This window comes from Aeromicrobium tamlense, from assembly GCF_013408555.1.
GTDB lineage: Bacteria > Actinomycetota > Actinomycetes > Propionibacteriales > Nocardioidaceae > Aeromicrobium > Aeromicrobium tamlense.
The window spans coordinates 2,233,942-2,246,735 of sequence record NZ_JACBZN010000001.1; the positions used below are offsets into that span (position 1 = coordinate 2,233,942).

Genomic DNA, 12,794 nt, shown 5'->3' on the forward strand with positions numbered 1-12,794 from the left:
GACAAGCGATCAGGCCCGGAATCCAATGGATTCCGGGCCTGATCTTCGTGGTAGCGGGGGCAGGATTTGAACCTGCGACCTCTGGGTTATGAGCCCAGCGAGCTACCGAACTGCTCCACCCCGCGTTGCTCAGACAACTCTACCGGAGGGGGTGGAGGGACCCCAAATCGGGGTCCCTCCACTCGCCGCCGTCCTCAGATGAGGTCGTCGGTCAGGTGGTTCGGCGTGCCGAACCGGTGGGCGGTGATGCTGACGGCCTGCTCGTGGACGAACGGGAGCAGCTCCACGTGGCCCGCTTCGGTGGGGCGCGCCGCCCAGATCGCGAGGTCGGGCTTGCCGCCGGTCTGCTGCGCCACCGTCGTGCGGCTGCCGCCGACGAGGCGGACCCGGCCGTCGGTGAGGTGCGAGGCCATCGCGGTCCACGCCGCGTCGTCCTCGACCAACACCGAGACGCCGAAGGCGCGCAGCGCGGCGTGGACCGCGTCGGGCACCTCGAACGCCGACGAGACCTGCAGCGGAGCGCCGGAGGTGAGGCCGGCGCCGATCACGCGGAGGCCGTCGGCCAGCTGGGCGTCGGCGGCCAGGCGGACGTGCACCCGCGTCGGCACGTAGCGCAGGATGTTGCGCTCGGCGAACAGGTTCGAGACGTCGCGGGCGACGCCGAACTCCTCACGCCACGCCACCGCGTCGCTGCTGAAGCCACGCTCCAGGAACGCGAGGTCGTCCGCCGGCAGGTGCGCCTCGCGGGCCGCCTGCAGCAGCCGCTCGGCGCGTGCGTCGAGGCTCGCCTTGACGGTCGAGCGGGACCGCTCCCAGTCGCCGAGTCCGAACAGGTAGTGCGGGCCGCCCGCCTTCGTGCCGGCGCCGATGGCCGACTTCTTCCAGCCGCCGAACGGCTGACGCCGCACGATCGCGCCGGTGGTGCCGCGGTTCACGTAGAGGTTGCCCGCCTGGACGCCGTCCAGCCAGACCGCGATCTCGGCCGGGTCGAGGGCGTGCAGGCCGGCGGTCAGGCCGTAGTCGACCTGGTTCTGGATCTCCAGCGCCTCCTCCAGCGTCTCGGCGGTCATGATGCCCATCACCGGCCCGAAGTACTCGGTCAGGTGCGTGGTCGAGCCGCGCTTCACGCCGACGCGGATGCCGGGCGACCAGAGCTGACCGGCCTCGTCCAGCTTCTTCGGCTCGACGAGCCACCGCTCCCCCGCGTCGAGCTGAGTCAGGCCGCGCAGCAGCTTGCCGCTCGCGGGCTCGATCAGCGGACCCATCTGGGTCTGCGGGTCCGAGGGCCAGCCGACCGTCAGGGACGTCACGGCGTCGACGAGCTGCTCGCGGAAGCGCTTCGACGTGGCGACCGAGCCGACCAGGATGACCAACGAGGAAGCCGAGCACTTCTGGCCCGCGTGGCCGAAGCCCGACGCGGCGATGTCCTTGGCGGCCAGGTCGAAGTCGGCCGACGGCGTCACGACGATGGCGTTCTTGCCGCTCGTCTCGGCCAGCAGCGGCAGGTCGGGACGGAAGCTGCGGAACAGCTCGGCCGTCTCGTAGGCGCCCGTCAGGATCAGGCGTTCGACGCGCGGGTCGGACACGAGACGCTGGCCGAGGTCGGACTCCTCCACGTGCACGAGGTGCAGGACCTCACGCGGCACCCCGGCCTCCCACAGGGCCTCGACCATCACCGATCCGCAGCGCGCGGCCTGCGGCGCCGGCTTGATGACGACCGCGGAGCCGGCGGCCAGTGCGGCGAGCGTGGAGCCCGCCGGGATCGCGACCGGGAAGTTCCACGGCGGGGCCACCACGGTCAGTCGCGACGGCACGAACGTGGCGCCGTCCACCGAGTCCAGCCGGCGCGCGAGGTGCGCGTAGTAGCGCGCGAAGTCGATCGCCTCGGACACCTCCGGGTCGCCCTGGTCGAGCGTCTTGCCCGCCTCGGAGGCCATGACCTCCAGCAGGTCGGCGCGACGCTGCTCCAGCCGAAGCGCGGCGCGCTCGAGGATCTCGGCGCGCTCGGTGGCCGGACGGCGACCCCACGCGTCGCCCGCGACGACGGCGCCGGCGACGATCGCCTCGAGGGCGTCGGCGTCGGTCACGGTGTGCTCGGCGACGAGGTCCTTCCCGAGGGCGGAGTCGGCGACCTTCGCGAGGATCTGGCGGCCCCATGAGCGGTTCGCCGGCAGCGACGGGTCGGTGTCGGGGGTGTTCTCGAACGGCGCACCGATCGGGGTCTCCTCCACCGAGGCGAGGCGGTTCTGCTGGCGGTTCGGCGCGGGCACCGAGTCGTCGAGGGCGGCCAGCGAGGCGAGGAAGCGCTGCTTCTCTCGCTCGAACAGCTCGGTGCTGTCGTTCAGCTCGAACACGGCCGACATGAAGTTGTCGTGGCTCGCACCCTCCTCGAGGCGGCGGATCAGGTACGCGATCGCGACGTCGAAGTCCTTCGGGTGCACGACCGGCGTGTACAGCAGCAGTCCGCCGACCTCACGGCGCACGACCTCGGCCTGGCTCTGCGCCATGCCCAGCAGCATCTCGATCTCGACGCCGTCGCGGACCCCGCGCTGACCGGCGAGCAGCCACGCGTGGGCGAGGTCGAACAGGTTGTGGCCGGCCACGCCGATGCGCACGTTCCGGACGCGCTCGGGGTGCATCGACCAGTCCAGGACGCGCTTGTAGTTCGTGTCCGACTCCTGCTTCGACGACCACGTGGCGAGCGGCCAGCCGTGCAGCGAGGCGTCGACGCGCTCCATCGGCAGGTTGGCGCCCTTCACGACGCGCACCTTGATGCCCGCGCCACCACGGGCCCGGCGGGCCGCCGACCACTCCTGCAGCTGGATCATCGCGCGCATCGAGTCGGGCAGGTAGGCCTGCAGCACGATGCCGGCCTCGAGGTCCTCCAGGCCGGGGGTGTCGAGGATCTTGGTGAAGACCGCGATCGTCAGGTCGAGGTCGTGGTACTCCTCCATGTCGAGGTTGATGAACTTCGGCGTCGCGGCCGCCGCGGCCTGGCGGTACAGCGGCATGAGGTTCTCGGCGACGTGGTCAACGGCCTCGTCGAACGCCCACGGCGAGTGCGGCGGCACGGTGGACGACACCTTGATCGACACGTAGTCGACGTCGGGACGCGCGAGCAGGTCGTGCGTGCCCTTCAGACGGCGGGCGGCCTCGCGCTCCCCGAGCACGGCCTCGCCGAGCAGGTTGATGTTGAGGCGCACGCCCTCGCCGCGGATCGTGGCGATGCTGCGACCGAGCCTCGCGTCGGTGGCGTCGACGATGAGGTGACCCACGAGCGAGCGCAGCGCCCGCTGCACGATCGGGATCACCAGGCGCGGCACGAAGCGGCCGGCGAACGCCCCGAGGCGCACGGCGTTGCGCAGGTGCCACGGCAGGAAGGCCGGCACGTCGGACGCCAGCACGGCGAAGTTCCGCGCCGCGATCCTCGGGTCCTCCGGACGGATCACGCCGTCGATGAAGCCCACGGTGAAGTCCAGGCCCTTCGGGTCCTTCAGCAGACCGGCGAGCTGCGCGCCCGCCTTGTCGGCGGGCACCTTCGCCGCCTCGGCGAGCCAGTGGCGCACGAGCGCCACCGACTCCTCGGCCAGCGCGTCGGTCGGAGGGGAAGCGAGATCGGGGGTCATGCCGCCAGTCTGAGTCGCCCAGCCGTTAAGGTAAAGCGATCTTTTGTGACGGATATCGATCAGATTAGGTGAAGGACGCACATGCTCGACGTACGCCGCCTCCGCCTCCTGCGCGAACTGCAGATCCGGGGCACGCTGGCCAGTGTCGCGGCCGCCCTGCACCAGAGCCCGTCGTCGGTCTCGCAGCAGCTCTCGCTGCTCGAGCAGGAGGTCGGCGTCGAGCTACTGAGGAAGGTCGGGCGCCGCGTCCAGCTCACGCCGCAGGCCGAGATCCTGGTCGAGCACACGTCGGCCGTGCTGGAGCGGCTGGAGCGGGCCGAGTCCGACCTCGCGGCCTCGCTCGACGAGGCGACGGGCACGTTCCGGCTGGCCGTGTTCCAGTCCGTCGCGCTCGCGCTGATGCCGGCGACGCTGTCGATCCTCGAGACCGAGCACCCCCGGCTGCGCGTGACGATGACGCAGCGCGAGCCCGAGTCGGCCCTGTACGAGACCTGGGCGCGCGAGTTCGACCTCGTGATCGCCGAGAAGTACCCCGGGCACAACACGCCGTGGCACCCCGAGCTGGACGCCGTCGACCTCACCACCGACGAGGTCCGGCTCGCCGTGCCGCCCGCGGGCAGCCGCTTCGGCGACATCACCTCGATCGCCGAGGCCGCGCGGGCGCCGTGGGTGATGGAGCCGTCCGGCGTCGCCTCGCGCCACTTCGCCGAGCAGGCGTGCCGGGTCGCCGGATTCGAGCCCGACGTCCGCTACGAGACCGCCGACCTCCAGGCCCAGATCAGCCTCATCGAGTCCGGCCACGCCGTGGCGCTGCTGCCCGACCTGCTGTGGCTGAACCGCACGCCGCCGGTGACGCTGCACCGGCTCGCGGGCCGGCCCCGCCGCACGATCTTCACGTCGGCGAGGCGGGCCTCGGCCCACTCCCCCGGCGTCACGGCCACCCGCCAGGCGCTGTCGCGCGCCGTGGCGGAGGGCCGGTGACGCCAGCGGTCATCGAGTGACCACCCGGTCGCGCCGCGTCTTGACCAGGCTGGCCACCGTCACGACGGTCAGGACGACCGCGATCACGATCAGGCTCAGCCACGTCGGGATCTCCGGGACGGAGGCCGACACGTCCACGTGCGCCCAGTGCAGGATGAGCTTCACGCCGATGAAGGTCAGGATCAGCGACAGCCCCGTCGAGAGGTAGACGAGCCGGTCCAGCAGTCCGCTGACCAGGAAGTACAGCGCCCGCAGACCCAGCAGCGCGAAGGCGTTGGCGACGAAGACGATGTACGGCTCCTGGGTCACCCCGAAGACGGCCGGGATGGAGTCCAGGGCGAACAGCAGGTCGACGCTGCCGATCGCCAGGAGCACGATCAGCATCGGGGTCACCATGGTCCGCCCGTCGACCCGTGTGACGATCTTGCCGTCGACGAAGTCGTCGGTGACGGGAAGGAACCGTCGGGCGAGCCTGACCACGGCCTGGTTCTCGATGTCGGGGTCCTCGCCGTGGTGGCGGTACATCTGCACGGCCGTGTAGATGAGCAGGACGCCGAACAGCAGGAACATGAAGGAGAACAGCGAGATCAGGGCCGCCCCGGCGACGATGAAGGCCGCTCGCATCACGAGGGCCAGGATGATGCCGAACGTGAGCACCTTGTGCTGGTGCCGGTCCGGGACCGCGAAGGTGGACATGATGACGACGAACACGAAGAGGTTGTCCACCGAGAGGCTCTTCTCCAGCACGTAGCCGGCGAAGTACTCGGTGCCGAGCGTCGTGCCGTAGGCCCAGGTGAACCACACGCCGAAGGCGATCGCGATGGCGACGTAGAACGCCGACCACACCGCCGCCTCGCGGAACCCGACGTGGTGCGGCTTGCGCCACCCGCGGACAAGGTCCAGGGTCAGCAAGCCGACGATGACCGCGATCGTCACGGCCCAGGTGACGCCGCTGATCTCGGTCATCGGTGCGTCTCTCGGTCGAGCCCCGTCCGGGCGCGGTGGCGCCCGTGGTGACTGCGGTACCGACGAACGTCGGCCACCGCCATCCACACCACTGCGCCGCCCCAGACGACCGCGCCGATGATGGCGATCGCCTCCACGGCGCCGAGGTCGCCGTCCAGCGCGAACCATGACGTACCGGGGGATCTCAGGTATGACGTACTCATCACGAGCCTCCATCGAGTCGTTGCACGATGAAGGTCTTCTCCAGCCCGCAAAGGCCCCGCGCGCCGGGTCTGAGCCGTAGTGACGACCACGCGGTGGAGGAGTACTCCCCTTCCTTGCCGATCAGGTTACCTCCCATCGACCAGACCTGCCGCCCCTCGAGGTGTGGCACCCCGCTCGCGGCCCTAGCGTCGAGACATGGCCACCATCGCGAAGAACATCGTCGACACCCTCGAGGCCAACGGCGTCCAGCGGGTCTACGGCATCCCCGGCGACTCCCTCAACGGCTTCACCGACGCGCTGCGGACGTCGGGCGTGGAGTGGGTCCAGGTCCGCCACGAGGAGGCCGCCGCGTTCGCCGCGGCCGGCGAGGCGGCCACCACCGGACGGCTCGCCGTGTGCGCCGGCAGCTGCGGTCCGGGCAACCTGCACCTCATCAACGGGCTCTACGACGCCAACCGCTCGCGCGTGCCCGTGCTGGCCATCGCGGCGCACATCCCGACCTCCGAGATCGGCACCACCTACTTCCAGGAGACGCACCCGCAGGAGCTGTTCCGCGAGTGCAGCGTCTACGTCGAGCACGTCTCGAGCCCCTCGCAGATGCCGCGGATGATGCGCATCGCCATGCAGACGGCGATCGAGAAGCAGGGCGTGGCCGTGCTGGTGGTCCCGGGCGACATCGCGCTGATGGAGGCGCAGGACGACGCGATCACCGTGCTGCGTCCGTCCGAGTCGCGCGTCATCCCGTCCGACGCCGAGCTGCAGCGCGCGGCGCACCTGCTCCAGGGGAAGGTCACGATCCTCGCCGGGGCCGGATGCGAGGGCGCCCACGACGAGCTCGTCACGATCGCCGACCACCTGGCCGCGCCGGTCGTGCACGCGCTGCGCGGCAAGGAGCACGTCGAGTGGGAGAACCCGTACGACGTCGGCATGACCGGCCTGCTCGGCTTCGCGTCGGGCTACCGCGCGATCGAGGCGTGCGACGTCCTGCTCATGCTCGGCACCGACTTCCCCTACCCCGACTTCTTCCCGCCGAAGGCCAAGGTCGTCCAGGTCGACGTGCGCGGCGAGCAGATCGGCCGACGGACCCCGGTGGACCTCGGCCTGGTCGGCACGGTGCGCGACACGGTGCAGGCGCTGCTGCCCCTGCTGAACCGCACGTCCGAGCTCGACCACCTCGAGGACTCGCGCCAGCACTACCTCAAGACCCGCGAGAGGCTCGACGACCTCGCCACCCCCGTGAAGAAGGGGCGGGCCCAGCACCCGCAGTTCGTCGCCCGCGCGATCGACGAGGCGGCCGCCGAGGACGCCGTCTTCCTGCCCGACGTGGGCTCCCCCGTCATGTGGGCCGCGCGCTACCTGCACATGAACGGCCGGCGCCGGCTGATCGGCTCGTTCAGCCACGGCTCGATGGCCAACGCCGTCTCGCAGGCGATCGGCGTGCAGGCGGCGCACCCGGGCCGCCAGGTCGTCGCGCTGTCCGGTGACGGTGGCCTGACGATGATGCTCGGCGAGCTCATCACGCTCGTGCAGGAGGAGCTGCCGGTGAAGGTCGTCGTCTTCGAGAACAGCTCGCTCAACTTCGTGGAGCTGGAGATGAAGGCCGCCGGCTTCGTCAACTGGGGCACTGGACTGCGCAACCCTGACTTCGCCGAGGTCGCCCGGGCCATCGGCATGCACGGCGCCCGCGTCGAGCGGTCGGAAGACCTCGCTCCCGCGCTCGAGGAGGCCTTCGCGCACGACGGTCCCGCGCTGGTCAACGTGATCACCGAGCGCCAGGAGGTCACGATCCCGCCGTCGGTCAAGGCGTCGCAGCTGAAGGGCTTCTCGCTCTACGCCCTGCGCACGGTGATGTCCGGCCGCGGCGACGAGATCGTCGATCTCGCGAAGGCCAACCTCCGCCAGGTGCTCTGAACGGACCTAGGCTCGGCACATGAGCGAGGAACGCGCGATCGCCGCCCTGGACGCCGCGGGCGTCGCCCACACCGTCACCCGTCACGGGCAGGTGGGCTCGCTCGCCGAGGCCGCCGCGGCACGCGGGGTCGACCCCGACCGCATCGTCAAGACGCTCGTGGTGCGCCGCTCCGGCGACGAGTACCTGTTCGTCCTGGTGCCCGGCGACCGGCAGATCAGCTGGCCCAAGCTGCGCGGCCTGCTGGGCGTCTCACGGCTCTCGATGCCTCCGGCGGAGGACGCCTTCGCGGCCACCGGCTACGAGCGCGGCACCATCACCCCGTTCGGCGCGAGCCACGCCTGGCCCGTGATCGCGGACGAGACCGTGCAGGGCACGATCTCGCTCGGCGCCGGCGCGCACGGCGTCGCCGTGACCGTGGAGGCCGCCGACGTGATCGCCGCGCTCGACGCGACGGTGGCCGACGTCACCGACTCCCCCACCGCCTGAGCGGTGGGGGCGCCGGCGATCACTCCCCGAGGAGTCGCTGCGCGGCCTCGAGGGCCTCGGCCATCGAGTCGATGCGAGCCTGGTACGTGGCCAGGTCGCCGTCCTCGAGCGCGGCCTGCGCCTGGTCGTAGAAGCGCGACGCGTCGGCCAGGTACTGCTCGGCCGTCTTCGTCTCCCCGCCGGCATCGCCACCGGCGTCACCGTCCGGCGCCGGCTCCTCCGGCGGAGGCGTGGCGTTCGGCTCCAGACCCAGCGCCGAGCGCAGCGCCTCGTCGAGGGTCTGGCCCACGCCCACGCCGTCGCCGAACGTGGCGGTGATGAGCTGGAGCACCGGGTACGAGCCCTCGCCCACGCGCTGGATGTAGATCGGCTGCACGTAGAGCATGGCGCCGCCGACCGGCAGGGTCAGCAGGTTGCCGCGCAGGATCCGCGTGTTCTGCGACTGCTCGTACTGCAGCAGCGCCGCTCGCACGCCGGCGTCGGACTCGAACTGGGCCGCGATCTGGTTCGGGCCGCCGACGCGCGTGTCGCTCGGCAGCTCGAGGATCTGCACCTTGCCGTAGTTCTCGGTGTCGGACGCCTCGGAGTTCACGCTCATGAACGACGCCAGGTTCTGCCGGTTGTTGGGCAGGTAGACGCTGGTCAGGCTGAAGCGCGAGGCCTCCTCGCCGGGGCGGCTCATCGAGAGGTAGTACGGCGGCTGCTTCGTGTTGCCAGAGGCCGAGGGGTCCTCGGGGATCTTCCAGCGCTCGCCGTCCTCGTAGAACGTCTGGGCGTTGGTCACGTGGTAGCGGCTGAGCACGTCACGCTGCACCTTGAAGAGGTCCACGGGGTAGCGCAGGTGCTGCAGCAGCGACTCGCTGATCTCGGACTTGGGCTCGACGACGTCGGGGAACACCTTGGACCACGTCTTGAGGATCGGGTCCTCGGTGTCCCACTCGTAGAGCTTCACGGTGCCGTCGTAGGCGTCGACGACCGCCTTGACCGAGTTGCGCATGTAGTTGACCTGGTCGGTCGGCAGCGCGATCTGGCTGGCGCCGTCGGTCAGCGTGTCGCTCGTGGCCTCGTTGAGCGAGCGCGACTCCGAGTAGGGGTAGGAGTTGCTCGTCGTGTAGCCGTCGACGATCCACACGACCCGGCCGTCGACGACCGCGGGGTAGGTGTCGCCGTCGAGCGTCAGCCACGGGGCCACCTTGCGGACGCGATCGCGCGGGTGACGGTCGTAGATGATCTTGGAGTTGCTGTTGACGCGGTCGGACAGCACGATCTTCGGCTCGGCGAACTTGAACGCGTAGAGCACCTGGCGGAACAGCGAGCCCATCTCCACGCCGCCCTTGCCGTCGTACGTGTTGGCGGTGGAGTCGCCGTCGGTGCCGTCGCCCTCGTCGGAGCCGCCGCCGCGCGGCGTGTCGACCTCGATCGGGTTGGCGCCGTCGGGACGGCCCACGATCGAGTACGACGGCGACTTCTCGCCGAAGTAGATCCGCGGGGCCTTCTCGAACTCCAGCTCGCCGGTGGGCGGGATGTCCTTCGCGACCCACACGGGCTCGCCCTGGGAGCCACGCTTGTTGCCGTACGCGGCGATCACGCCGTAGCCGTGGGTGTAGACGGTGTGGTCGTTCGACCACGTGCGCTGCGTGGACTGCAGGCCGTCGAGGTCGACCTCGCGCGCCGCGATGATGACGTCCTGCGGCTGCGGGTCGTCGCCGATCGCGTAGCGGTCGACGTCGAGCGTGCTCTGCACCGTGTAGTAGCCGCGCACCTGCTGCAGCTGCTGGAACGCCGGCGAGATGAGCGTGGGGTCGAGCAGTCGGGTGCTGACGCGCGACTCGGCCGACGCGTTGAGCTCCTGCGGCGTCAGCTCGGTCTTGGCCGAGTAGTCGGCCGTCTCGACGTCGGCGACGCCGAACGCCTCGCGCGTGCCGTCGATGTTCTTCTCCAGATACGGGCCCTCGCGGTCGGGCTCGGACGGGTTGACCTGGAACTGCTGCATGATCGCGGGCCAGGCGGCACCGATCAGCAGCGACGTCAGGAACCACAGGCCCAGGCCCAGCGCGGGCAGGGTCCACGAGCGCAGGAAGATCGTGGAGAAGAACATCAGGGCGCAGAGGATCGCCACGACCATGAGGATGTTCTTGGCGGGGATCTCGGCGTTGGCGGCGGTGTAGGTGATGCCGTCGAACAGACCCGACGTGTCGTAGGACAGCGCGTAGCGGTCGAGCCAGTAGTTGGCGGCGCGCACGAGCATCGCGAGGCCGACGAGGACCGCGACCTGCACCTGCGCGGCGCGGCTGAAGCTCGGGCCCTTGTTGCCCAGGCGAATGCCGCCGAAGACGTAGTGGACGAAGACCACCGCGATGGCCGAGATCAGCAGCAGCGCGAACACGAACGAGACGATGAACTGCAGCCACGGCATGTCGAAGACGTAGAAGCCCACGTCCTTGCCGAAGTGCGGGTCCTTCGTGCCGAACGGCTCGCCGTTGCGCCACAGCTGGAAGGTCTCCCAGCGGCTGCTGCCGATGATGCCGGAGAAGAAGCCGACGAAGGCGGAGACGGCGATCAGCGCCCACTTCGCGATCGGCGTGATCGCCATGCGGTAACGGGCGGCGGGGTCGTCGCGTCGCAGGCCCAGCGGGTTCGGCCGGTTGCGGTGCGCGAGCCAGACGTTGGCGCCCACGACGAGCGCGCCGAACAGGGCGAACACCACGAAGAGCGCCGAGCGCGTCAGCAGGACGGTGGTGAAGACGCCCTGGAAGTCGACCGAGCCGTACCAGAGCCGCTCGGTCCACAGGCTCACGAACAGCGAGCCCAGGACCAGCAGGGCCGCCAGCGTGACGATGGTCGGGATCAGCACCCTCCGCCCGCGGTCGGAACGCGGTTCAGGCTCGCGTCGAGGGGGTGTCGATCCGAAGATGTCGCTCACGGTGCTCCTGGCTCACAGCAGTGTGGGTCTGGTGGCGCAAGCCTACGGGGTGTGGAAGAACCGCGGACTCACGCGTCGTCCGCGAGCGTCCCGGCGACCAGGTCGGTCAGCCCGGGGACGAGGTCCGGGCCCTCGATCAGCGGCGCGTCCTCGGGTGCCCTCGGGCGCACCGCGACGTGTGCCGCGCCCTCGCGCAGCACCGCCGCGACGATGCGCATCTCCTGGCGGTCGGGGTGCTGCGCGGCGAACTCCGCGGCGGCGGCCGGGTCGTCCGGGAGGTCGTCCTCGGCCTCGGCGGGCAGCGTCAGCCGCTCCACCACGACGGCACAGCCGGCGACCTCCTCGGGCCAGCCGATCTCGGCCAGCAGGTCCTCGACCTGGCGGTCGGCGGGCAGCTCCTGCTCGATCGGCGTGTACGAGTCGGGGGCGCCCAGCTCGTCGGCCAGCTCGGGCTGCGCGGCGAGCAGGTCGCCCGTCAGCACGAGGGCGAACAGCCGCGGCGGCTGGTCCCAGCCACCGTCGTTCACGTGGGCCTCGACCTCGAGCGCGGCCTGGCGGACGGGCGAGTCCTCCCCCATGCCGCCACCGGTCACGGTCAGCTTCGGATCACTCACAGCTCGCCACCTTCGCCTTCGGGTCCTTCGCGAGCGTGCCCAGCGCATCGATCGCGTCCTGCAGCGTGGCCACCTTGACCAACGTCATGCCGAAGTCGTCCCCCTCGGCCGCCTCGCGGCAGTTGGCCGCCGGCACGAGGAAGATGTCGGCCCCGGCCTCGGCAGCCCCGGCCATCTTCTGGCGGACGCCGCCGATCGAGCCGACGGTGCCCTCGGGATCGATCGTGCCCGTTCCGGCCACGTTCTGCCCGCCGGTCAGGGCGCCGGGCGTGAGCGAGTCGTAGATCGCCAGCGCGAACATCGTGCCGGCGCTCGGGCCGCCGACGCGGTCGCCGATGTGGTTCTCGATGTCGATCGGGAACTCGAACGTCGAGCCCACGGCGATGCCGACGCGCGCCTGGTCGGGGTCGTCGTCCATCGCGGTGGTGCGGATCGTGACGGTGCCGTCCTTGCCGTCGCGCCGGTAGCCGATCGTGACGTCGTCACCCGGCTCGCGGTCGCCGACCGCCTGGCCGACGGACTCCTGCGTGGCGACCTTCTCGCCGTCCACGGTGAGGATGAGGTCGTCGACCTCGAGCCTGCCCTGCGCGGGACCGTCCTCGACGACGGCCGACACCTTCGGCACCTCGGGGACCGTGATCCCCGCGGCTCGCAGCGCGGCGGCGCGCGAGGCGTCCTGCGAGCTGGCCAGCTGCGCGGCTCCCTCGGCCGTGGACTGCTCGTTCGTCTGGTGGTCGGGGTAGACGAAGTCGTGCGGGACGACGTTGACGTCGGGGTCGAGCCAGCCCTCGATCGCGCCGGCCAGCGACATCCGCGACTCGGCGCGGGTGACCGAGACGGTCGTGAAGTCGAGGCGCCCGTCGGTGGGATAGGTGCGCACGTCGTCACCGAACGTGAGCATCGGGGTGCCGTCCAGCTCGCCGAGCGTGTTGAACACCGGCCCGGGCCGCATCGTCACGAAGGGCACCGGCAGGAACGCCACGAGGCACGTCAGCACCGTCACGACGGACAGGCCCACGGAGAGGGTGAGGGTGCGGCGGCTCAGGCGCAGCGGAGATGACACACCGACACCCTAGAGCCGG

8 protein-coding genes and 1 tRNA gene are annotated in these 12,794 nt (G+C 70.7%); 3 read left to right on the forward strand and 6 right to left on the reverse strand.

Annotated elements, in window-relative coordinates:
- Positions 1-48: 48 nt before the first annotated feature.
- A tRNA-Met gene (locus tag BJ975_RS11110) sits at positions 49-125 on the reverse strand.
- A 69-nt stretch (positions 126-194) separates the two neighbouring features.
- Entirely contained in the window at positions 195-3,626 is a 3,432-nt protein-coding gene (locus BJ975_RS11115) for a bifunctional proline dehydrogenase/L-glutamate gamma-semialdehyde dehydrogenase (RefSeq protein WP_179425866.1), read from the reverse strand.
- Positions 3,627-3,707: 81 nt separating this feature from the next.
- Here BJ975_RS11115 and BJ975_RS11120 point away from each other — a divergent pair, with 81 nt between their 5' ends.
- Positions 3,708-4,607: a LysR substrate-binding domain-containing protein gene (locus BJ975_RS11120; RefSeq protein WP_179425868.1), complete on the forward strand. Its 900-nt coding sequence runs from the start codon at positions 3,708-3,710 to the stop codon at positions 4,605-4,607.
- A 9-nt stretch (positions 4,608-4,616) separates the two neighbouring features.
- Here the strand turns inward: BJ975_RS11120 and BJ975_RS11125 are convergent, their stop codons facing one another.
- Positions 4,617-5,573, reverse strand: a complete 957-nt coding sequence (locus BJ975_RS11125; RefSeq protein WP_179425870.1) for a TerC family protein — start codon at positions 5,571-5,573, stop codon at positions 4,617-4,619.
- A gap of 399 nt (positions 5,574-5,972) precedes the next feature.
- Between BJ975_RS11125 and poxB the strand changes: the two genes are divergently transcribed.
- Together poxB and BJ975_RS11135 are read left to right on the forward strand one after the other, a co-directional pair.
- Positions 5,973-7,688 (forward strand): ubiquinone-dependent pyruvate dehydrogenase, encoded by a 1,716-nt coding sequence (gene poxB, locus BJ975_RS11130; protein WP_179425872.1) that lies wholly within the window; start codon positions 5,973-5,975, stop codon positions 7,686-7,688.
- A 19-nt stretch (positions 7,689-7,707) separates the two neighbouring features.
- Positions 7,708-8,175, forward strand: a complete 468-nt coding sequence (locus BJ975_RS11135; protein ID WP_179425874.1) for an aminoacyl-tRNA deacylase — start codon at positions 7,708-7,710, stop codon at positions 8,173-8,175.
- 19 nt (positions 8,176-8,194) lie between these two features.
- Here BJ975_RS11135 and BJ975_RS11140 read toward each other — a convergent pair whose 3' ends face one another.
- From BJ975_RS11140 to BJ975_RS11150, 3 genes are all read right to left on the reverse strand, one after another.
- Complete coding sequence (locus tag BJ975_RS11140; protein WP_269305703.1) at positions 8,195-11,029, reverse strand: UPF0182 family membrane protein; 2,835 nt, start codon at positions 11,027-11,029, stop codon at positions 8,195-8,197.
- Positions 11,030-11,166: 137 nt separating this feature from the next.
- Positions 11,167-11,712 (reverse strand): PPA1309 family protein, encoded by a 546-nt coding sequence (locus tag BJ975_RS11145; protein ID WP_218845860.1) that lies wholly within the window; start codon positions 11,710-11,712, stop codon positions 11,167-11,169.
- Positions 11,705-12,775, reverse strand: coding sequence for a YlbL family protein (locus BJ975_RS11150; protein ID WP_179425878.1), 1,071 nt, complete (start codon positions 12,773-12,775; stop codon positions 11,705-11,707). The genes BJ975_RS11145 and BJ975_RS11150 overlap by 8 nt, the downstream gene beginning before the upstream one ends.
- Between the last annotated feature and the right edge of the window lie 19 nt (positions 12,776-12,794).